Source organism: Congregibacter sp. (genome assembly GCF_965662665.1).
Taxonomy (GTDB): Bacteria; Pseudomonadota; Gammaproteobacteria; order Pseudomonadales; family Halieaceae; genus Congregibacter.
Genome location: NZ_CBFIIF010000004.1, coordinates 20,915 through 42,713 on the forward strand (window position 1 = coordinate 20,915; position 21,799 = coordinate 42,713).

A 21,799-nucleotide genomic window follows, 5' to 3' on the forward strand; every position below is an offset into this window, starting at 1 on the left:
ATTCAACGCCGCTCAGCTCAGTATTTTTAGTAGACTTGCAACCTAAAAGGAGCGTTCATGAATAAAGCTAGCGTCGAAAAAAAGTATAAGCGGATTTTGCTGAAGCTAAGTGGTGAAGCGCTGACGGGGAGTGAGCGTTTCGGTATTGATCCCAAAATACTCGATCAGATGGCTCTCGAGATCGGCCAGTTGGTTGGAATCGGCGTGCAGGTTGGCCTGGTAGTGGGCGGTGGCAACCTGTTTCGCGGAGCAGCTTTGCAAGCAGCGGGACTTGACCGTGTCACGGGCGATCACATGGGCATGTTGGCGACCGTCATGAACGCCCTGGCTTTGCGAGACGCCCTGGAGCGCTCAAACATCGCTACGCAGGTCATGTCGTCGATCCCGATGAGCGGCGTTGTCGATCACTACGATCGCCGCAAAGCGATTCGTGCCCTGTCCAATGGCGATGTGGTCATCTTTTGCGCAGGCACAGGAAATCCCATGTTTACGACGGACTCCGCCGCCTGTCTCAGGGGAATCGAGGTTGAGGCGGAGGTAGTGCTCAAGGCCACCAAAGTGGATGGCGTTTACTCCGCTGATCCCATGAAGGATCCAGACGCAGTTCGCTATGATCGTTTGAGCTACGACGAAGTGCTTGACCGCAAACTCGAGGTGATGGACTTAACCGCCATTTGTCTGTGTCGCGATCACCGCATTCCCCTGCGCGTATTCGAGATGGAAAAGGCGGGAGCTTTACTCAACATCGTCCGCGGAGGCGATGACGGAACGCTGATAGAATAGAACGTTGGTTTTTTGGAGAAGTCATAGTGCTCGATGATATTCGTAAAGACGCCGATTCCCGGATGAAAAACAGCCTGGAAGCGCTTGGCACAAACTTTAATAAAATACGCACTGGCAGAGCTCATCCGAGTTTGCTCGATGGTATCAAGGTCTCGTATTACGGTGCCGACACACCCTTGAGCCAGGTAGCCAATGTCAATGTTGAAGACGCCCGAACGCTCTCTTTAACCGCCTGGGATCGCTCCATGATTCCCGACATTGAGCGCGCCATCATGAAGTCTGATCTTGGACTTAATCCTGCCACAGCCGGTGAGGTCATTCGGATTCCCATGCCTGCTTTGACGGAAGAGACGCGCAAGGGATATATCAAGCAGGCTCGCAGCGAAGCGGAAGCCGCCCGGGTGTCCGTGCGCAACGCGCGCAGAGATGCCATGGGTATGTTAAAGGAGCTTGTAAAGGATAAAGAGATTGGCGAAGACGATGAGCGTCGCGGCCAGGACCAGATTCAAAAGCTCACCGACAGTTTTGTTGCACGCGTTGACGAGATGCTGACGGCAAAAGAAGCGGATCTGCTCGAAATCTGAGCACGCATAGTGGCTAAGAGTGGAGCAATAGCGGCGGTGTCGAAGCCGTCTGAAGTTCAGACGCCGCGACACGTTGCCATCATTATGGATGGCAATAACCGCTGGGCGCGAAAGCGTTCCCTGCCCGGAGTGGCCGGGCACCGGGCGGGTGTCGAGGCGGTGCGCGGCGTAATGCGCGCCTGTCGCGAGCACGGTATCGAGGTTCTCACGCTGTTTGCCTTTAGCTCAGAAAACTGGTCGCGACCTCTCCCGGAGGTGCGTTCTCTGCTGGCATTGTTCTCTCGTTACCTTCGCACGGAAGTAAAGCAGCTGCATGAGGATAATGTTCGTTTGCACTTCATTGGCAAACGCGATCGCTTCAGCGCAGGCTTGCAGCGCCTGATTGGCCATGCCGAAACGGTGACCGCAAATAACACAGCTGCGACGGTAATCATTGCTGTGGATTATGGTGGTCAGTGGGATATTGCCCGAGCGGCGCAGGAGCTTGCCGAGCGTTGCCAGCGTGGTGAGCTGAAAACTGCCGACATTACGCCAGAGTTAATGCAAAACACCTTGTCTCTGGGTGAATTCCCGCGTCCGGATCTGTGTATCAGAACCGGCGGTGACGCGCGCATCAGCAATTTCCTGTTATGGGATTTTGCCTACAGTGAGTTTTATTTTACGCCAGTACTGTGGCCTGACTTTGGAGAGCTGGAGTTTGCTCGGGCTCTGGCGGATTACGGCAAGCGTGAGCGACGCTTTGGCGGTCGCGGAGAGCCTGACGGTATCGTCTCTGGTGGATCTCTGGATGCTTAAGCAGCGAGTTCTGACTGCTGTACCCATGGCAGGCCTCTTTTTGGCTGGCGCCTATTGGCTCCCGGTACCAGCGTTGGCTGCTATTTTCCTGGTTATTATCGCTGTGGGCGCGTGGGAATGGGCACCTATGGCAGGTCTGACCCACCTCCGCTCAAAAATCCTCTACGTTTTGCTGGTTATTGCCTGCGCGGCTGCGCTCTATCGCTACGCCGGTGATGGTCGCGATTTTTCACGGGAGTTGGTGCAACCCGTGCTCGGGCTGAGCTGTCTGTGGTGGTGCTTTGCCTTGCTTTGGGTGAGGTCCTTCCCGGCGAGTGCCGGACTCTGGGATAGCCGCCTGGGCCGATCTTTCCTGGGGATTTTTGTGCTCGTGCCCGCTTGGTTTGCGGCAGTTTATCTATTGAGTATTGAGGCGCGCAGTGCCGTGATGGTGGTGTTCGTGCTTATTGTGGCTGCGGCAGACATCGGGGCGTACTTCACAGGTAAGACCTTTGGACGCCATGCCTTATCTCCGCAAGTGAGTCCGGGTAAGACCTGGGAGGGCTTCTGGGGTGGCGTACTTGCCGTTGCGCTAGTGAGCGGCGCTATCTGGAGCTTGCTCCCCGAACGATTCGATCACCTGAGCCTGGTCGCTACGCTGGTGATAGCACTATTCACCGCCTTCGCCTCGGTGCTCGGTGACCTGACTGTCAGTATGGTAAAGCGAGAGGGGGGGGTAAAAGACTCCGGCAGTATTCTGCCAGGACATGGCGGATTGCTCGACCGGCTGGATAGCCTCTGCGCTGCAGCGCCAACATTTGCGCTGGGTCTTGTCATGGTGGGCTTCTGATGGAGACGGCACATGGTCAGTCGGTTTCTGGCGTGCAGCGGGTTGCCGTTTTGGGCTCTAGCGGTTCCATAGGTGTAAACACGCTTGATGTGCTCGCACGTCATCCCGAACGCTACGAAGTTTTTGCCCTTGCGGCGCGCAGCTCCGTCGATGCTCTTTTCGCACAGTGCCAACAATATCGGCCGCGCTACGCACTCCTTACCGATGACGCGTCAGCAGCAGAACTTGCACGGCGAGTGGCTGCGGATGCGGAGCTAAGTACCGAAGTATTGTCGGGAACATCAGCGCTGGAAGACATTGCGGCGCATGATGATGTGGATATTGTTATGGCCGCGATTGTTGGATCCGCGGGTATGGCCTCGGCCATGGCGGCCGCTCGGGCCGGCAAGCGTCTGTTACTCGCCAATAAGGAAGCATTAGTGACCGCTGGTAGTTTACTGATGCGGGCGGTAGAAGAGGGTGGCGCGACACTACTGCCCGTGGATTCAGAGCACAATGCCATTTTTCAGTGTCTTCCTGTTGATGCTCGCGCGCGGCCTCAGATCGATGGCGTTTCAGGATTGATACTAACTGCTTCGGGCGGCCCTTTTCGTGGCAAAAGTCCGGAGTTCCTCGCGCAGGTCACGCCGGCGCAGGCCTGTGCCCATCCCAATTGGGATATGGGGCGCAAGATATCCGTCGATTCGGCGAGTCTTATGAATAAAGGCCTGGAGCTGGCCGAGGCCTGTTGGTTATTCGGGCTTCCCGAAGATCGTGTCGAGGTGGTGGTGCACCCTCAGAGTATCGTCCATTCACTGGTGCGCTATGACGACGGATCTGTCCTGGCGCAGCTTGGTGAGCCGGATATGCGCACGCCTATCGCCTGCTGCCTGGCATGGCCGCAGCGTATCGACGGTGGGGTGAAGCCTCTGGATTTGTTGGCTGCGGCCAGACTCGATTTTGAACCTCCCGATATGACGTCCTTTCCCTGCTTGCGCATTGCTCGGGAGTGCATTGCCAGTGGTGGTAGTGCCATGGCTGTGTGCAACGCAGCCAATGAGGTTGCGGTAGCGGCATTTCTCGAAGCTCAGATTGGTTTTCTGGATATCGCTGCAGTGATTGAAGCAAGTCTGGCGGCGCTACCGCTCATTGAACCTGAGAGTCTTGCTGAGGTCGAAGATATAGATCGACAGGCGCGTGCCTTTGCGGGCCACTATGTGAGTCGTCAGATGCAGGGTAGCGCTAGCTTGAGCGTAGGAGCAGGACAGGTTTGATCGATATTCTTTACAGCATTGGTATTACCCTTGCGACACTGGCTGTGCTGGTCGCAGTGCACGAGTTTGGGCACTTCTGGGTGGCTCGTCGTTGCGGGGTAAAAGTGCTCCGTTTCTCCATTGGTTTTGGCAAGCCATTTTTGCGTTGGAGCGACTCCCTGGGTACCGAGTACGCCGTGGCCGCTATACCTTTGGGCGGTTACGTCAAAATGCTCGATGAGCGCGAGGGCGATGTTGATCCACAGGAGCTGCATCTTGCTTTTAATCGTAAGCCCGTGTTGTCCAGGATCGCGGTGGTTGTTGCTGGCCCCCTGGCGAATTTTATCCTTGCCCTCGTGGCTTACTGGGGGTTATTCCTGGCCGGCGAGAGTGGTTACGCCCCGGTCATCGGTGAGGTAGAGATCGAATCCGTTGCGGAAGTCGCAGGCTTGGAGCCCGGGCAAGAAATTATTGCCATAGACGGGAGGAAAACACCGACCTGGCAGGCGGTGTCTTTCCGGCTTCTGGAGCGTATCGGTGACACAGGACCCATAGGTTTTTCCGTAAGCTATCCGGACTCAGATGTTGTTTATGAATCCAAGGGCCAGCTGAATCGCTGGTTGGCGGGCGAAGAAGAGCCAAATCTTTTGGCTGGGCTCGGACTAACGCTTTATATGCCGCCTATTGTGCCGTTGTTAGACGAAGTAGTGCCGGATAGCCCGGCAGAGCGCGCGGGCCTGCAGACGGGCGATAAGATCTTATCCACCGATGGCGTGCCCATGGCGCTGTGGGAAGATTGGGTAGACTACGTGCGTGCCCGTCCTGGCCAGAGAATGGCGGTGCTGCTCGAGCGCGATGGCAGGTCTCTCGAGTTGTCTCTTACACCAGAGGAATCCACCACCGCCGAGGGCGAAACCATTGGTCGCGTGGGCGTAGGAGTCCTGTTGCCAGAAATGCCTGAGAGTCAGCGGCGTGAGTTTCAGCGCGGCCCCCTTGAGGCGCTGGCTGCTGGCGCGCAGCGCACCGGTGAAATGGTCGGTTTCACGGTAAACTCCATGGTCAAAATGGTGCAGGGTTTAATCTCACCGAAAAACTTGAGTGGGCCCATCACCATTGCTAAAGTGGCGACCACTTCAGCCAAGTCGGGTCTGGAGTCCTACATCAGTTTTCTAGCGCTGCTTAGTGTGAGCCTTGGCGTATTGAATCTTTTACCCATACCCGTGCTGGATGGCGGCCATTTGCTGTATTACAGCATCGAATTATTGGTGGGTAAGCCGGTACCGGAGCGTGTGCAGATGGTGGGTTACCAGATTGGCTTGCTGTTGGTGGTGAGCCTGATGGTATTCGCGCTTTATAACGATTTTTCGCGCCTGTCCTAGTGCGCACGGGGAGATTAGCCGAGCGTTTAGGCGCATGGCAGATACAACTTTGACAACAGTATTTGACACAGTAGTTTTCCGGAGCGTGGCAGCACTTGTTGTCAGGTCGCTATTTGCCAGAGCGGGTGTTGGTAGCTTGCTTTTGAGCAGCGCGCTGTCCAGCCGCTCCCTTACGCATAACAAAGCTCGTCGCTTACAACGATCAGTGGCTATTCTTGCCTGTGGATTGGCTGCGATGATAGCCCTACCGGTCGCCGCACAGGAACCCGATCCGGCCGCGGCGGGCACGCCCCAGCCCATTAGCGCCCAGGGCTTTGTTGTGTCCGATATCCGCGTTGAGGGACTTCAGCGTATCGCCGCGGGTTCCGTGTTTGCCTCTATGCCCATTGGGGTAGGGGATGTCGCCAATAGCGCCTCTATTCGGAGTGCGGCCCGGTCGTTGTTTGCCACGGGTAACTTTGACGATATTCGCATCGGCCGTGACGGCTCTGTTTTGGTTGTCGTGGTTGCCGAGCGTCCGAGTATTAGCGAGATCACCATCGACGGTAACAAAGCGATTGAGACCGAGGCGCTGCTGGACGGTTTGAAGGGAGCGGGTCTTGCGGTGGGGCAGGTGTTTCAGCGCTCGACTCTGGAGGGCATGCAGTTGGAGCTTCAGCGCCAATACGTGATTCAGGGTCGCTACGATGCCGCTATTGATGCCGAAGTCATTCCTGAGCCCAGAAACCGGGTTGCCATCAGCATCGACGTGGATGAAGGCACTGTCGCTGCCATCAAGCACGTTAACGTCGTGGGTAATAAAGTTTACTCGGACGAAGAGCTCAAGGATTTCTTCGAGCTTAAGACGACGGGATTGCTGTCGTTTTTCACTAACGATGACAAGTATTCCCGCGAGAAGCTCACGGGCGATTTGGAAAAACTGACATCCTATTATATGGATCGTGGCTACCTGCAGTTCGAAATCGATTCCACTCAGGTCTCGGTCTCCCCGAACAAAGAAGAGGTCTACATCACAGCGAATGTGAGCGAGGGAGAGAAGTTCACCATCAGCGAGGTAGACCTATCCGGGGACCTGGTGTTACCTGAGGCTGATCTTCGCCGTTTTGTTCTTGTGCGCGACGGGCAAACTTTCTCCCAGCAATTGGTGACGTCTACGGAAGACTACCTCACGCGTCGATTGGGCAATGAAGGCTACAACTTTGCCAAAGTGACGGGCATCCCCGAGATGAACGAAGACGACAATACGGTGGCTCTCAAGTTCTTCGTAGATCCCGGAAAGAGAACCTACGTTCGTCGAATCAGCTTTAAAGGTAACACCCGAACCGCTGATGATGTTCTCCGTCGGGAAATGCGTCAGATGGAAAGTGCGCCGGCGTCTGCTGCAGCCATCGAGCAGTCCAGGATACGTTTGCAACGATTGGGCTTCTTTAGCAAGGCCGAGGTAGAAACACCGGAGGTGCCGGGCCACGACGACCTCATCGACGTTGAGTTTACCGTCGAGGAGCAGACCTCCGGAAGTATTGGCGCAAGTCTGGGTTTCGCGCAGCAGGCGGGCCTCATTTTGAGTCTGAATTTGCAGCAGAATAACTTTCTGGGTACCGGCAAGCGTGTGGGTATTAATCTGTCATCGTCCCAGTTCCAGGATCTTTACAACTTTAGCTACACGAACCCGTACTTTACCGAGGACGGCGTGAGTCGCGGTTTTAATATTTTCTTCAGATCTACCGACCTTGCTGAAGTTAACGTTGCGAGTTATACGACGGATACCTGGGGTGGTGCGATCAACTTCGGATACCCCATTAAGGAAACAGCGCGACTCGGCTTCAGTTTCGGTTTGTCAAAGACGGACATCACGGCGGGTAGATTTGCCGTGCAGGAAATTAAAGCCAGTCCCCGGCTTTTACAGGGCGTGGAGAGTTTCTATGAGAGCACGCAGCTAAACGACGGGAGTTTTGGTGCACCGGAAGTGATTCAGCCTCTGGAAGACTTACCGCTTAGCGCGCTGACTATTCCGCCGGAGCTGGGCTTTCTCGACGAGAATGGTGATTCGTATCTGAACTGGACGGTTACCAGTAGTTGGAGTCAGTCCACCCTGAACCGAGGGCAGATGGCGACGCGGGGAGCGGCGCAGTCGGTTGCTCTGGAAGTTTCCATGCCGGGTTCGGATCTGGAGTTTTACAAGCTCACCTACCGCGGCGAAGTTTTCTATCCCATTAAGAACGACTGGATTTTGCATTTCCGGTCGGAGCTGGGCTATGGCGATGGCTACGGCAAGACCACGGAACTGCCTTTCTATGAGCACTTTTTTGCCGGGGGCTTTGGTTCCGTTCGCGGTTTTGAAGTGAACACGCTTGGTCCACGCAGTACACCGCCGAGCATCTACACGGTGGATCAACCGACAACGGGTATTGACGAGAATGGCAATCCCACAGAAATTGGTGGTCCCGATGGCCGGCAGTTTGGTTATCAGCTGAATCCCGAAACAGGAAAACTGGACTTTGAGACTTTCCAACAGCAGCGACGCGCTGCACCATTTGGAGGTAATGTTCTGGTAGAGGGTAGTGCAGAACTCCTGTTCCCCCTACCATTCCTTAAGGATCGAAGTCGGGTCCGTTCGGCATTTTTTGTCGATGTAGGTAACGTTTTTAACAATCGCTGCGGCGTAAATCAGCCTAATTGTTTTGATTTCGATGCAGCGGAGCTGCGCTATTCTGCAGGTGTAGGTGTGACTTGGCTGAGTGGCTTTGGTCCGCTCACTTTCGCGGTTGCGAAGCCTTTGAATGCGTCGGAAATCGATCGTGAAGAAGTGTTCCAGTTCACTCTGGGACAGAGCTTCTAGTTTTGTTGCTAGTTTTTTAGTTTATTGAGTTTTTCTCCAAGGAGTAATTGTTGTGATCAAGAAGTTTATAGCCGTTCTTGCCCTCGGTATTGCGATGGTACCGGCGCTCGCGTCAGCGCAGGGCAAAGTTGCCGTGGTAGACCTTCAGGCGGCCATTTTGCAGTCCGACGCTGCTCAGCAGCGTCTTGACAGTGTGCGGAACGAAGAAGGCTACAAGGCCGATAAAGATGAGTTTGATCGGCTGCGGGAAGAGCTGGACAAGCTGGTGCGAGAGTTTCAGAAAGATGCGGCAGTGATGAGTCAGGAGCAGCAGGTTGCGTCGCGTAAGCGTCTGGCCAGCAAGCAGGCAGATTTGGAGCACGTGGGAGGCAAATTGCAGCAAGCTGAGCAGGCCACGGGTCAGGCCTTATTGCAGGAGATGTCGCCTATGGTTCAGGAAGTGCTGAGCGAACTCATTGCCACAGAAGGCATTGGTTTACTGCTCCAGCGTACCTCGGTCATCCATGCGGATCCGGGTTACAGTATTACCGCTAAAGTCACGGACAAGCTTAATCAGCTTTCTGCTGCTGAATAAGCTCCCCAGCTAACGATGGTAACCCTTGGCGACTTGGCGGCACATTTAGGCTGTGAGCCAGGGTTGGCCGATGCGAGTATTGAGCTTGATGGTATAGCGCCGTTAGGTCGAGCCGGACCTCGGGAGTTGGCCTTTGTGTCCGAAGCCCGTTATTTGGATGCACTGAAGAGTTGTCGGGCCGGCTGCGTCCTTCTTAAGTCTGAATGGCAGGCGGATTGTCCGGTACCCAGTCTTTGTGTGCCGGACCCGTATCTGGCCTACGCTCGCCTATCGAGTCTTTTCGATCTTCTTCCTGCATCCGTTCCCGGCATCCATCCGGGAGCTTTCGTGGATGCCTCTGTCAAACTCCCGGCTTCTGCAAGTGTTGGGCATGGTGCCTGTGTGGAAGCTGATGTCGTGCTCGGCGAGGACGTTGTCATTGGCCCGGGGGTACATGTCGGCCGCGGTGCTCAATTGGGTGCTCGCTGCCGCATTTGGCCCGGGGTTGTGCTCTACCACGGAGTGATCCTGGGTGATGACTGCGTGGTACATGCCAATAGTGTCATTGGAGCAGACGGTTTTGGCTTTGCAAGGCGCGTCGACGGCTGGGAGAAAATCAGCCAGCTAGGTAGTGTTAGCATTGGTGACAGGGTAGATATTGGGGCTGGAGTCACCATAGACCGAGGAGCCTTGGACGATACTTTGATCGCAGATGACGTGATCATCGACGATCAGGTGCATATCGCCCACAATTGTGTCATTGGACGACGAACCGCGATTGCGGGCTGTGTGGGGATGGCTGGGAGCACCGAAGTGGGCGAGGATTGTACATTTGCCGGACAGGTCGGAGTATCCGGGCATCTTAAGATTTGCGACAATGCTCACTTTACAGGGCAGGCTAGGGTGATCGGGGCTATTGATGAGCCCGGCAGCTATTCATCCGGGACGCCACTGGCGCCGACGAAACAGTGGCGCAGGAACGCTGTGCGATTTGGGCAGCTGGATGCCCTTCAGCGTCGCGTCGTAAAGCTAGAGGCCAAGCTGGAAGCGCTGGGTGGGGCAGCTAGCGACGACGAATAACGCTTAATTTTTAAAAAGAGGAATTACGGACTTGAATAATGACTGTCTAATGGACATTTCGGAAATCCGTGAGTACCTCCCCCATCGTTACCCCTTTTTGTTGGTTGATCGCGTTGTGGAGCTTGTTCCCGGTGAGTCGATCGTCGCCTACAAAAATCTCAGCATTAACGAGCCTTTCTTTGACGGACATTTTCCCGGTAACCCGGTTTTTCCTGGCGTGCTTTTGGTGGAAGCCATGGCGCAGGCCGCAGGTGTCCTGGGCTTTAAAACCATGGATAAGACGCCTGCGGACGGTTCTATCTACATGTTCGTGGGAGCGGATAATTTGCGCTTCAAACGCCCCTGCGTTCCCGGTGACCGCGTTTATCTTCATGCGCGTATAGCGGGAGAAAAACGCGGTATATGGAAGTTCGAAGTACATTCCGAGGTCGATGGCGTTCGTTGCGCGTCGGCCACAATCCTCTGTGCTGACCGCCCCGCGTGATTCATCCGCAGGCCATTGTTGAGCCGGGCGCGAAGGTCGCCGAGGGGGTCCATATTGGCCCCTGGTCTTACATTGGTGAGGGGGTAGAGATTGAGCGCGACTGCATCATTGAGTCCCATGTCGTGATCAAAGGGCCCACGCATATTGGAGTGGGCACGCATATCTACCAGTTCGCTTCCGTTGGCGAGGCAACGCCCGATCTCAAATATCGGGACGAGCCCACGCGGCTCACCATTGGCGAGCGCAACACAATTCGCGAGGGTGTCACTATTCATCGTGGCACGGTGCAGGATCGTGGAGAGACGGTGATCGGTAATGATAATCTGATCATGGCCTACGCCCACATTGGGCATGACAGTGTCATTGCCAACAACACGATTTTGGTCAATAACGTTGCGCTGGCCGGTCATGTTTACGTGGGAGACTGGGCGATTCTCAGTGGATACACGCTTGTCCATCAATTCTGTCGCATAGGCCAGCACAGTTTTAGTGGGATGCAGACGGCGATTGGCAAGGACGTCCCTGCTTATGTGACGGTGTCGGGTTCCCCCGCAGAGGCGAAGACCATCAACACTGAGGGTTTACGCCGCCGTGGTTTTTCCGACTCCGCGGTTAGTCAGTTACGTCGGGCGTTCAAGATTCTTTACCGCCAGAATTTGACTCTCGATATCGCTATTCAACGTCTTGAGACGATGCTTAGCGATACTCCTGAAGTTAAGGTTCTCATCGATTCTATTCGCGCTTCCGAGCGCGGCATTGTCCGCTGAAGCCCTGAAAGGTTCCGCCCCAGATTCTCCCGATGATTCAGGCGATACCCTGCGTATCGCTATGGTGGCCGGTGAAAGCTCCGGCGACCTTCTGGGTAGCCGCGTGATTCGCTCCCTTCGTGCACAATTTCCTGATAAGGAATTGCTGTTTGAAGGTATCGGAGGTGAGGCAATGGGCGCTGAGGGCTTCCAAAGCTTGTACCCCATGGAGCGTCTGGCAGTGTGGGGATTGATTGAGCCCCTTGGTCGTTTGCCGGAGCTCCTGCGAATACGCAGTGACTTGTTCCAGCGCTGGAGCGATTCTCCTCCCGCATTTTTTTTGGGGATTGACGCGCCGGACTTCAATCTCGCTTTGGCGCGGCGTTTGCGAAAGACCGGCCTCAAAACGGCGCAATTGGTAAGCCCCACGGTATGGGCATGGCGGCAGGGTCGCGTGCACACGGTCGCAAAGTCTGTAGACAGCTTGCTTTGCCTGTTTCCCTTCGAGCCTCCGCTTTACAAGGACCTGTCGCTGTCGACGTCGTTTGTAGGACATCCGCTACTGGCCGAGCTCGAGGATGTTCCCAGCAAAGAATCAGTGCGGAGAGAGCTCGGCATTGATCCCGACGTTCCCGTCATTGCCTTGCTGCCCGGAAGTCGCGGAAGTGAGGTTGCGCAGTTAGGGCGATGCCTTATTGAAGCGGGTCGTTTGTTGCGTTCCCGCGACGAAAGACGGCAGCTCCTTATGCCGGCCGCAAATCCTGAACGACTCGAGCAGTGTCGCGAGCTCTTGCGAGAAGCCTCTGCAGAATCAGAAATACGCCTGCTGGACGGTAAGTCCCGCGACGCGATGCTCGCAGCGGACGTCGTGGTGTTGGCCTCCGGGACGGCGACTCTTGAGGCGATGCTTCTTCAGCGTCCCATGGTTATAGCCTATCGGGTGGCGAAAACCTCCTGGGCGTTGATGTCGCGTTTGGCAGTTACCTCCTTTGTGGGCCTGCCTAACATTTTTGCGGGTGGTCCCGTGGTCCCCGAACTTTTGCAGGATGCCTTATCGCCCTCAGCACTTGCTCTGGAGGCTGAGATTCTGTTGGCTAACGGGGATGATCAAATCAAAGCCCTGGAGCCATCTATCAAGACCCTGGAGCGCAGCTTTGATTCGGCGGTGGGGGTTGCCTTGGGCGAGCTGTTAGAGTCGGGAGATGTCCTTTAGTGAAACTTGATGATTGGGAGCTTGCCGTTGCCGGATTGCCGGCAGATGCCTGTATCGTCGGCGTGGATGAAGTCGGTCGCGGCCCCTTGGCAGGGGATGTCGTTGCCGCAGCGGCGGTTCTTGATAGCAATGACCTCATAGAAGGACTAGCCGATTCAAAAAAGCTCACCGCCAAGCGTCGAGAAGCGCTGTCAGAGCAGTTGTACCTGCGTGCACGGGGCGTTGCTTTGGGTCGAGCCACCCCCGGGGAGATTGATGAGCTCAATATTCTCCAGGCCAGTCTCTTGGCAATGGCGCGCGCGGTAGACGCGCTAGGGTTGACGCCGGACCTCGTCTTGGTCGATGGGCGACAGCTTCCGCGCTGGGGCTACCGGAGCATCGCCGTTATCAAAGGAGATTCGCGAGTGCCCGAGATAGCTGCGGCCTCTATCATTGCGAAAGTCGCTCGAGATCAATACATGTGTGAGCAGCATGAGCGTTGGCCTATGTATGGTTTTGACGCTCACAAAGGTTATCCCACCGCCGCGCATTTGGCCGCGCTTCGCGATCATGGGGTAACTCCGCTGCATCGCCGCAGCTTTGCGCCGGTGCGCGCTGTTATAGGAGGAAATTAAAGCTTGTCCGACTTTGTTCATCTACGGGTGCACAGTGAATATTCACTGACAGACGGCCTGGTAAGAATTAAGGCTCTTGCAGCACGGGTCGCAGAGTTTGCTATGCCCGCAGTGGGTGTCACCGATGTCTGCAATTTTTACGGCCTCATCAAGTTTCATAAAGCGGCGGTTAGCGCCGGTATCAAGCCTATATTCGGCGCCGATGTCTGGGTGGCGGATTCGCTAAAGAGCGACGACGCCCACCCGCTGTGTCTGCTGGTGATGAACTCTACCGGTTATCTCAATCTTACCCGTCTGCTATCCAGAGCCTATCGTGAGGGGCAGACTCATGAAGGTCCTCGGGTGCTTTGGGAGTGGCTAAGCGAGGGCGGAGAAGGACTTCTGGCGCTTTCCTGCGGTGCTGCAGGTGAAGTGGGGCAGGCGCTGGTCAATGAAAAAACCGCATTGGCAAAAGAGCGAATGGAGCGCTGTCTTGAGGTGTTTCCCGGCCGTTTCTATCTGGAGCTACATCGCACGGGTCGCGACGGCGATGAGGAACATGTGCACGCTGCCCTGGATCTTGCGGCGCAGTACGCCTGCCCCGTGGTCGCGACCAATGACGTTCGTTTCCTTCATAGCAGTGAATTTGAAGCTCACGAGGCCCGGGTTTGTATTGCCGAAAGCCGGGTGCTCGATGACCCTCGTCGTCAACGACGCTACAGCGAAGAGCAGTACCTCCGTTCTGCCGATGAGATGCGGGAATTGTTTGCGGACGTTCCTGAGGCAATTGAGAATACCGTAGCGATAGCAAAACGCTGCTCTATGGAGATGGAGCTTGGGCGAGTGTGTTTGCCCGACTTCCCCGTGCCCGAAGGTATGACCATGGATACCTTCTTCCGCGAGCTTTCGCATCGTGGCCTTGATGAGCGTCTCGTGACCCTGCAGATCCACAGTCGCGAGAACGCGCAGCAGCTCGAAAAAGACTATCGCGCGCGCCTGGATTTTGAACTCGACACCATCATTGATATGGGCTTTCCCGGCTACTTCCTCATCGTGATGGATTTTATTCGCTGGGCGAAGGAGCGGGGCATTCCCGTGGGGCCGGGGCGGGGCTCCGGTGCGGGCTCTCTGGTGGCTTACTCCCTGTCCATCACCGATCTTGACCCCATGGAGTACGAGCTGCTCTTTGAGCGATTTTTGAATCCCGAGCGGGTGTCCATGCCCGACTTCGACGTTGATTTTTGTATGGAGCGTCGGGATGAGGTGATCGATTATGTTGCAGAGACTTATGGTCGCGAGGCCGTTTCCCAGATCATTACCTTCGGTACCTTGGCGGCCAAGGCGGTGGTGCGTGACGTGGCCCGGGTGCAGGGCAAGTCTTATGGTCTGGGCGACAGGCTGTCAAAAATGATTCCCTTTGAAGTGGGGATGACCCTGGAGAAAGCCCTGGAGCAGGAGGAGAGTCTGCAGCAGTTTCTCCGGGACGACGGCGAAGCCCAGGAAATCTGGGATATGGCGGTACAGCTCGAAGGTGTTACCCGAAACGTGGGTAAGCACGCGGGTGGTGTTGTTATCGCGCCTTCACAGCTCACGGACTTTTCGGCGTTGTATTGTGACGGCGAGGGCGCTGGCCTCGTTACCCAGTTTGATAAGAATGACGTAGAGGATGCGGGGCTCGTCAAGTTCGACTTTCTGGGCTTGCGCACGCTGACGATCATCGACTGGGCTCAGGGGATGATTAACGAAATCCGCGCCCGGCGCGATGAGCCGCCTCTGGATATCAATCAGATTCCTCTGGATGATGAGGCGTCTTTTGATCTCCTGCGCTCTGCGGAAACCACAGCGGTGTTCCAGCTTGAATCCCGGGGCATGAAAGAGTTGATCGCTCGGCTACGGCCGGACAGTTTTGAGGACATTATTGCGCTGGTCGCGCTTTACCGTCCGGGGCCCCTGCAGTCAGGAATGGTCGATAACTTTATTGATCGAAAGCACGGGCGCGAGAAAGTCTCTTACCCCGATGCGGACTATCAGCACGAACTTCTGCAGCCGGTCCTGGAGCCTACCTACGGGATTATTCTGTATCAGGAACAGGTGATGCAGATTGCTCAGATTCTGGCGGGGTACACCCTGGGCGGAGCCGACCTGTTGCGTCGAGCCATGGGTAAAAAGAAGCCCGAAGAGATGGCCAAGCAGCGCTCTGTATTTGCGGCCGGTGCCGCGGATAAAGGTGTTGACGCAGATTTAGCCACCAAGCTCTTTGACCTGGTGGAGAAATTTGCCGGTTACGGATTTAACAAGTCTCACTCAGCGGCGTACGCCCTGGTGTCTTATCAAACGGCATGGCTGAAGAGCCACTATCCCGCGGCATTTATGGCGGCGGTGATGAGCTCGGAACTCGATAACACCGATAAAATTGTGGTGTTCATCGAAGAGTGCCGTCGCATGGGTCTTACCGTGCGTCTGCCTGATGTCAATGAAGGGCGTTACATGTTCACTGTGAGCGAGGCCGGTGAGATTGTGTATGGCCTCGGCGCTATCAAGGGGCTTGGTGAGGGGCCGGTCTCCGGCTTATTGGAGAGTCGTGAGGAGCAGGGCCCGTTCCGTGACCTTTTCGACTTCTGCGCAAGGACTGACCCGCGAAAACTTAATCGCAAGGCGCTTGAGGCTCTTGTGCGAAGCGGCGCGTTTGATTCGCTGGGTACCGATCGCTGGATACTTCTTGGGGGCATTGATGATGCTCTTCGGGCAGCCGAGCAAAACGCCGCCAATCGCGATGCCGGTATGGTCGACCTCTTTGGCGAAACCGTGCAGGCAAGCCGGGAACAGGGGGACCCCTATGCGGAGCTGAGACATGTTCGGCCCTGGACTGATCGGGAGCGCTTGCAGGGTGAGCGGGACACCTTGGGACTCTATGTGACGGGTCATCCCATCGACAGTTGTGAAGACGAGCTGCGCCGCTTTGCACCGCAGCGACTCGCAGATCTGCGCACCGATAGCCGGGGTAACTGTCGCGTAGCCGGTCTGATACTGAACATGCGGGCGATGAAAAGTGCCCGGGGTGCCATGGCGATTTTTGTGCTGGACGATCGCAGTGCCCGGCTAGAAGCCACCGCCTATTCCGAGGTTTATCAGCAGTATCGCGAGTTGCTGGTAAAGGACCAGATCGTTATTGCCGAGGGGCGTTTATCTCAGGACGATCGCAGTGGCGCATCGGTGTTGCGCGTGTCGGCACTGCACAGCCTCGCAGAGGAGCGCGCACGTCTCGCCTCTGGTCTAACGATTCACGTGGATGCCTCCGAGCTTAATGATCGTTTTCGGGAGTTTCTTCGGAACATCCTGTCTACTGCTCCCGGGGAGTGCCCCGTGCGACTTCGCTATCATCAGGGCCGCCAGAGTGCATCATTGATGCTCGGGCAGCAGTGGCGCGTGTCTCCAAGTGAAGAACTGTTGGAAGAATTGCGCCGGGAACTGGGGGGCGATAGGGTGAAGCTTGCCTTCGATAAGCAGCTTACCGCCTCAGAAGAGTATTGAGTGACACAGGAGCATCAGGAATGAGTAGTGAAGAAAGCATCCAAAGAGACATCGAGGCGGCGGTGTTTCGTCGCCTATTGGAGCATCTGGACAACAATAAGGATGTTCAAAACATCGATTTAATGAACCTCGCGAGTTTTTGCAGAAACTGCTTGTCGAAGTGGTATGCGACTGCTGCCGAGGAGCGTGGTGTGAGCGTCGACTACGAAACGGCCCGTGAGCGGGTGTATGGCATGCCCTACGCCGACTGGAAGAGCCAGTTTCAAAAAGAAGCGAGCCCTGAACAGCTTGCGCAGTTTCAGGCGCAGCAACAATAATTTTTTTGTAGCCCGCAAGCTTTAGCGCCGGTTTGATCGAACAAAAACAATAAAAGTCAAAAAATAAGAAAGGAGAATACTATGAGTGTTTTTACGCGCCTTCGCGCGCTGATGGGAGCCCTGATTCTTGCGAGTGTCGCTGGCACCAGCCAGGCGGCGGATACCCCCAATATTCTCGTCATTTGGGGAGATGACATCGGTATTACCAATATCAGCGCCTATGGCGATGGAATTATGGGTTACCGCACCCCCAACATCGATCGCATAGCGGAGGAGGGTGTGCGATTTACTGACTACTACGGTGACCAGAGCTGCACGGCAGGACGTTCGAGCTTTATCACCGGGCAGTCACCCTTGCGTACGGGCTTGTCAAAAGTTGGGCAGCCGGGCGCTGAGCTCGGCCTTCAGGATCGCGATATCACCCTTGCCGAAGTGCTTAAAACCAAGGGTTATGCCACAGGCCAGTTTGGCAAAAACCATCTCGGCGACAAGGATGAGTTCCTGCCCACCGAACATGGCTTTGATGAGTTTTTCGGCAACCTCTATCACCTAAATGCCGAAGAAGAACCAGAAGATGAAGACTATCCCAAGGAAGCCTGGTTTCAGCAGCGCTTCAGTCCCCGCGGTGTGATTCGCTCTTACGCGGATGGGCGTATCGAAGACACCGGCCCGCTTACCCGTAAGCGTATGGAAACGGCCGATGAAGAGTTTGTGGATGCGGCGCGTGCGTTCATCGACCGAAGCGTCGCTGATGACAAGCCGTTTTTTGTTTGGGTAAACACTACCGGCATGCACTTTCGGACTCATCGCGCAGATAAGCACAAGGGCAAGTCCGGGCAGGGCTTTTACAATGATGTGATGGTGGCTCACGACGAACTGGTTGGTTCTCTGCTGGATCAGCTCGACAGTCTCGATATCGCAGAAAACACTATCGTCATGTACTCCACGGACAACGGCGTTCATTACAATACCTGGCCCGATGCAGGGATAACGCCGTTTCGCAGCGAAAAAAATTCTAACTGGGAAGGCGCTTATCGCGTCCCTGCCATGGTTCGCTGGCCCGCAGAGATTCCGCCCGGGCGGGTCTCCACAGAGATCATGTCGCATCTGGATTGGATGCCGACTCTCGCGGCGGCGGCGGGTGAGCCTGAACTCAAGCAGGAGCTCCTGGAAGGAACGCGGATCGGTAACAAGTCGGCGACCCTCCATCTGGATGGCTACAACTTTTTGCCCTATTTGACGGGCGAGGCTGAACAAGGCCCTCGAAAGAGCTTTATCTACATCAATGATATCGGTGCCCCGGTTGCTGTTCGCTTTGGCGGCTGGAAGTCTGTTTACGCTGAGAATCGTGCCAAGACATTAGCGCTCTGGGCGGAACCGTTTGTCACACTGAGATTGCCAAAGCTATTCCATCTTCGCAGAGACCCCTTCGAGCGTGCGGATCATAATTCCAATACCTATTGGGATTGGTACGTAGATAAGGCTGCGCAGATGTATATGGGTGGCGCTGTTATGCAGCAGTTTCTCATGACCTTTGAGAAGTATCCGCCTAGTCAGCGACCCGACTCCTGGTCTATCGACAAACTAACGGACGCTTATCTCAAGTTCGAAGAGTGAGGCTCTTTGGACGAGCGAGGAGAAGATAAGATAAAGCCAGATAGAAAGCCGCGCCATCCGGCGCGGTTTCTCAGGGTGCGTCTGTATAGGTAGAGCTAGAGGTCTCAATGACAGGAGTGGTACTCCCTCCTGGCCAATAACGCTGACGTGCAACGCGCATTGCCTTGGCCACGTCTTCTCCTATCAGGTAAAGCGATGGGACCAGAAGGAGGGTAACGAACAGCGCGAACAAAACGCCGAAGGACAGGGACAGCACTGCAGGTTTTAGGAACTGCGCGTTCGTACTGCGCTCCGCCATGATGGGTATCAGGCCCACGAAGGTTGTTACCGTCGTTAGCAGGATCGGTCTGAAACGATTGATTCCGGCTTCTATGACAGCCTCAAAGGTGTCTTTGCCTTGCTCTCGCAATCGCCCGATGTAGTCCACCAGTACAAGGTTGTCGTTGACCACAACGCCAGCGGCAGCGCCAATCCCAAAGTACGAGAATAGGGCCAACGGCGTCGCGAAGATCAGGTGTCCGAAGATGGCGCCCATAAAGCCAAACGGTATCGCGGTCATAATCAATAGTGGCAGCCAATAAGAGCCAAACGCGATGGCGATCAGAGCGTACATCGCAAAGAGCGCGATGGAGTAGAGCGCTACGATTTCATTGATGAATTGGTCTTCTTCTTCCTGCGATCCCCCTTTGAGGATGACGAGTCCGGGGTGTCGGGCCTGAAAGTCATCGAGATAGGTTTCTTCGATGTCGCGCTTGATGTCACTGATGAGGTCTTGTTCCAGGTCGGCTCGGACATAGACCACACGGTTGCCATCCCGACGCTGGATGCGCTGTACGCCGCCCTGTAGCTCCACATCCGCGATTGCGAAGAGCGGTACTTCCCGACCATCCGCCGTGCGGACTCGAAAGCTACTGAGGCTCGAAAGCGTTCGTCTGGCTTCGGTGGGGTAGCGGACCATGACTTTCACGTCCCCATTGGCCCGGGGAAGGCGTTGAACCTCCTCTCCAAAGTAGGCCTGGCGTACCTGGCGCGAGACATCTGCAAGGCGAATACCGAGAGTTTCAGCTCCCGGTTTAAGGCTCAATACGATCTCGTCAGTCTCGCCCTGTTGGCTGTCACGGACATCCAGTACACCGTTGTAGCTGCTGATTTTTGCCTGTAACTCTTTTGATGCCGCGGTGAGCGCCTCGCCGTCACGGTGTCGGAGCAGGTAGGTAATATCCGCACCGTTGTCATTAAGCGTGTAGTTCACCTGAATCTCGTCGGCATCGGGAATGTCGCCCACCAGGGTTCTCAAGCGCTCGGCGGTTTCTCGCGCCGAGAGGTCACGAACTTCCGGTGGCGCCAGCTTTACGATAGCGATGACACTGTCGCGACGCGAACGGGTGTACCAGCCCTCGATCAACTGCCCTGTGCCTTCGCCAGTTGCCCGTGCGGCCGCATCAACTTCATCGACCAATGTCCGCTCGGCTGTCTGGAGTTGATCAAGAACGCTCAGGGCGCGATCGTAAGAAGTGCCCGGCGGAAGCTTCACGTCTACGACGATTTGCGAGCTCTCAATCTGGGGCATGAAGTAGAACTTGACCCAGCCAGTGCTGAACAAGCCGATGGCGATCACAAATGCGCCGACGAATGCACTGGTGGTGAGGTAGCGACGCTCGGCTGCCCAGCGCAGGATGGGTTGATAAATACGTTTTGCAAAGCCCGAGATACTGTGTTCGATGCGCTGCTGCCGCAGGGCCAGGCCTTTTAGGTCCTTTCGATGAGATAGGTCGCGCAGATGTGAGGGCAGTATCAGGAATGCTTCGATAAGCGATATGGTGAGCGCCGCCGTGATTACAATCGATAGTTGGCGTGTGACCTGAGCGGCTTCGCCAGACACAAAGAGCCATGGCGCAAAGGCGATCATGGTGGTGAGTACTGCAAAGATGACTGGTCGTGATACGGCAAAGGCGCCTTTTACTGCAGCTTCGCTGCCCCCACCCATTTCGTGGGCGTGATGGTGGATGCTCTCACCCACGACAATCGCGTCATCGACGACGATCCCCAGTACCAGCAAGAACGCGAAGGTCGACATGATGTTAAGGGATACATCGTTCACAGGAAGTATCGCGAAGGTGCCTACAAAGGCGACGCCAATACCGGCGGTAACCCAAAGTGCAACCCGGGGGCGCAAGGACAAAATTAAAACCAAAAATACCAGCGCGAGCCCCAAATAGGATGACTTTCCAATGAGTTCCATACGCTCGCTGTAAATGTCCGCAGTATCAAACCACATGGAGAGTTCAATGCCTTCGGGTAAAGTCGCCCGGCGTTCTTTCATCCATGCACGTACGGCTTGACTAGCTTTAACAACCTGCATGTTGTCAGAGCTCTGCACCTGCAAAAGCACCGCTGGCTGACCGTTCATGGTTGCGAGGATTTCATTGTCCTCAAAGCCGTCTACGACTCGTGCCACATCACCGACGCGAATGGTGCCGCCGTCAGCGCTTTGGCGGATGATAATTTGCGAAAAATCCTGTTCGGTATCGGCGAGGTTTCGTGCGCGAATCTGCACATCGCCTGTTGATGTTCGTACCTGTCCGGATGACAGGTTAATGGAGCTTGCTCGAATAGCGTCGGCGACCTCGGCGAAAGAGAGAGCGTACTGACGGAGGCTGGCTTCCGAGAGCTCTATGGTGACTTCCTCTCGTCGGGTACCGAATAGCTCAATAGTTGATACCCAGGGTAGAGCTGCGACTTCTCTGCGTAAGTCCTCCGAGAGCCGGGTGAGTTCCCGTTCGCTAACGTCGCCGTGAACGGCTACGCGGAGCATCTCCTGTTTAAACTGGCTTCGACGCACTCTGGGGTTTTCAATGTCTCGCGGTAGCGAGGTAACCGAGTCCACCGCATTCTTTACATCATTGAGAAAGCCGTTGATATCCACGCCGGGAAATGTGGTGACCGTGATTTCGGCCATGCTCTCCACGGCTGTGGAGTAGATGTGGTTGATTTGATCAAGGTCCTTGAGTCGGTCCTCAATGCGCGAAACAATTTGCTCTTCGACTTCCTGGGGCGCTGCCCCGGGCCAGATAACCTCAATGCTTGCCTGATAGGGTTTTACCTGTGGGAATGCCTCGCGCTCCATGGCAAAGAAGCCCATTATTCCGGCTAGCAAAATACCGACCATCAAGAGATTGGAGGCTACGGGGTTGTTTACCCACCAGGATATAAGTCGTTCCATG

The 21,799-nt window shown here is 55.6% G+C and carries 17 protein-coding genes; 16 read left to right on the forward strand and 1 reads right to left on the reverse strand.

Annotated features, from left to right (window positions below; translation table 11 throughout):
• The first annotated feature begins 57 nt into the window (after nt 1–57).
• From pyrH to ACTG39_RS02805, 16 genes are all read left to right on the forward strand, one after another.
• Complete coding sequence (gene pyrH, locus ACTG39_RS02730; RefSeq protein ID WP_439105992.1) at nt 58–783, forward strand: UMP kinase; 726 nt, start codon at nt 58–60, stop codon at nt 781–783.
• Between the two features lie 26 nt (nt 784–809).
• Nucleotides 810–1,367, forward strand: a complete 558-nt coding sequence (gene frr / locus ACTG39_RS02735; protein ID WP_439105993.1) for a ribosome recycling factor — start codon at nt 810–812, stop codon at nt 1,365–1,367.
• Nucleotides 1,368–1,451: 84 nt separating this feature from the next.
• Nucleotides 1,452–2,162 carry a polyprenyl diphosphate synthase gene (gene uppS, locus ACTG39_RS02740; protein ID WP_439106092.1) on the forward strand — a complete coding sequence of 237 codons (711 nt, stop codon included), beginning with the start codon at nt 1,452–1,454 and terminating at the stop codon, nt 2,160–2,162.
• Nucleotides 2,095–2,991 (forward strand): CDP-archaeol synthase, encoded by an 897-nt coding sequence (locus ACTG39_RS02745; protein ID WP_439105994.1) that lies wholly within the window; start codon nt 2,095–2,097, stop codon nt 2,989–2,991. Before uppS ends, ACTG39_RS02745 begins: the two co-directional genes overlap by 68 nt.
• Entirely contained in the window at nt 2,991–4,244 is a 1,254-nt protein-coding gene (gene ispC, locus ACTG39_RS02750; RefSeq protein WP_439105995.1) for a 1-deoxy-D-xylulose-5-phosphate reductoisomerase, read from the forward strand. Before ACTG39_RS02745 ends, ispC begins: the two co-directional genes overlap by 1 nt.
• Nucleotides 4,241–5,602, forward strand: coding sequence for an RIP metalloprotease RseP (gene rseP / locus ACTG39_RS02755; protein WP_439105996.1), 1,362 nt, complete (start codon nt 4,241–4,243; stop codon nt 5,600–5,602). The genes ispC and rseP overlap by 4 nt, the downstream gene beginning before the upstream one ends.
• Nucleotides 5,603–5,837: 235 nt before the next feature.
• Nucleotides 5,838–8,441 (forward strand): outer membrane protein assembly factor BamA, encoded by a 2,604-nt coding sequence (gene bamA, locus ACTG39_RS02760; RefSeq protein ID WP_439106093.1) that lies wholly within the window; start codon nt 5,838–5,840, stop codon nt 8,439–8,441.
• A 52-nt stretch (nt 8,442–8,493) separates the two neighbouring features.
• Nucleotides 8,494–9,015 (forward strand): OmpH family outer membrane protein, encoded by a 522-nt coding sequence (locus tag ACTG39_RS02765; RefSeq protein WP_439105997.1) that lies wholly within the window; start codon nt 8,494–8,496, stop codon nt 9,013–9,015.
• 15 nt (nt 9,016–9,030) lie between these two features.
• Complete coding sequence (gene lpxD, locus ACTG39_RS02770) at nt 9,031–10,074, forward strand: UDP-3-O-(3-hydroxymyristoyl)glucosamine N-acyltransferase (protein ID WP_439105998.1); 1,044 nt, start codon at nt 9,031–9,033, stop codon at nt 10,072–10,074.
• A 49-nt stretch (nt 10,075–10,123) separates the two neighbouring features.
• Nucleotides 10,124–10,558 (forward strand): 3-hydroxyacyl-ACP dehydratase FabZ, encoded by a 435-nt coding sequence (fabZ, locus tag ACTG39_RS02775; RefSeq protein ID WP_439105999.1) that lies wholly within the window; start codon nt 10,124–10,126, stop codon nt 10,556–10,558.
• Nucleotides 10,555–11,325 (forward strand): acyl-ACP--UDP-N-acetylglucosamine O-acyltransferase, encoded by a 771-nt coding sequence (gene lpxA, locus ACTG39_RS02780; protein ID WP_439106000.1) that lies wholly within the window; start codon nt 10,555–10,557, stop codon nt 11,323–11,325. Before fabZ ends, lpxA begins: the two co-directional genes overlap by 4 nt.
• On the forward strand, nt 11,315–12,517 hold the full coding sequence (lpxB, locus tag ACTG39_RS02785; RefSeq protein WP_439106001.1) for a lipid-A-disaccharide synthase: 1,203 nt from the start codon (nt 11,315–11,317) through the stop codon (nt 12,515–12,517). The genes lpxA and lpxB overlap by 11 nt, the downstream gene beginning before the upstream one ends.
• Nucleotides 12,517–13,131, forward strand: coding sequence for a ribonuclease HII (gene rnhB, locus ACTG39_RS02790; protein WP_439106002.1), 615 nt, complete (start codon nt 12,517–12,519; stop codon nt 13,129–13,131). The genes lpxB and rnhB overlap by 1 nt, the downstream gene beginning before the upstream one ends.
• A gap of 3 nt (nt 13,132–13,134) precedes the next feature.
• Entirely contained in the window at nt 13,135–16,641 is a 3,507-nt protein-coding gene (dnaE, locus tag ACTG39_RS02795) for a DNA polymerase III subunit alpha (RefSeq protein WP_439106003.1), read from the forward strand.
• A 20-nt stretch (nt 16,642–16,661) separates the two neighbouring features.
• Entirely contained in the window at nt 16,662–16,958 is a 297-nt protein-coding gene (locus tag ACTG39_RS02800; RefSeq protein WP_439106004.1) for a DUF1244 domain-containing protein, read from the forward strand.
• A gap of 81 nt (nt 16,959–17,039) precedes the next feature.
• Nucleotides 17,040–18,575 (forward strand): arylsulfatase, encoded by a 1,536-nt coding sequence (locus tag ACTG39_RS02805; RefSeq protein WP_439106005.1) that lies wholly within the window; start codon nt 17,040–17,042, stop codon nt 18,573–18,575.
• Nucleotides 18,576–18,645: 70 nt separating this feature from the next.
• On the opposite strand, the gene ACTG39_RS02810 is transcribed toward ACTG39_RS02805, so the two are convergent.
• A complete protein-coding gene (locus ACTG39_RS02810; RefSeq protein ID WP_439106006.1) occupies nt 18,646–21,798 on the reverse strand; it encodes an efflux RND transporter permease subunit in 3,153 nt (1,050 codons plus the stop codon).
• Between the last annotated feature and the right edge of the window lies 1 nt (nt 21,799).

Coding starts and splice junctions, on each gene's coding strand:
- pyrH (WP_439105992.1), top strand. CDS start 58: ATGAATAAAGCTAGCGTCGAAAAAAAGTATAAGCGGATTTTGCTGAAG.
- uppS (WP_439106092.1), top strand. CDS start 1,452: ATGGATGGCAATAACCGCTGGGCGCGAAAGCGTTCCCTGCCCGGAGTG.
- ispC (WP_439105995.1), top strand. CDS start 2,991: ATGGAGACGGCACATGGTCAGTCGGTTTCTGGCGTGCAGCGGGTTGCC.
- bamA (WP_439106093.1), top strand. CDS start 5,838: ATGATAGCCCTACCGGTCGCCGCACAGGAACCCGATCCGGCCGCGGCG.
- lpxD (WP_439105998.1), top strand. CDS start 9,031: ATGGTAACCCTTGGCGACTTGGCGGCACATTTAGGCTGTGAGCCAGGG.
- fabZ (WP_439105999.1), top strand. CDS start 10,124: ATGGACATTTCGGAAATCCGTGAGTACCTCCCCCATCGTTACCCCTTT.
- ACTG39_RS02800 (WP_439106004.1), top strand. CDS start 16,662: ATGAGTAGTGAAGAAAGCATCCAAAGAGACATCGAGGCGGCGGTGTTT.
- ACTG39_RS02805 (WP_439106005.1), top strand. CDS start 17,040: ATGAGTGTTTTTACGCGCCTTCGCGCGCTGATGGGAGCCCTGATTCTT.
- ACTG39_RS02810 (WP_439106006.1), bottom strand. CDS start 21,798: ATGGAACGACTTATATCCTGGTGGGTAAACAACCCCGTAGCCTCCAAT.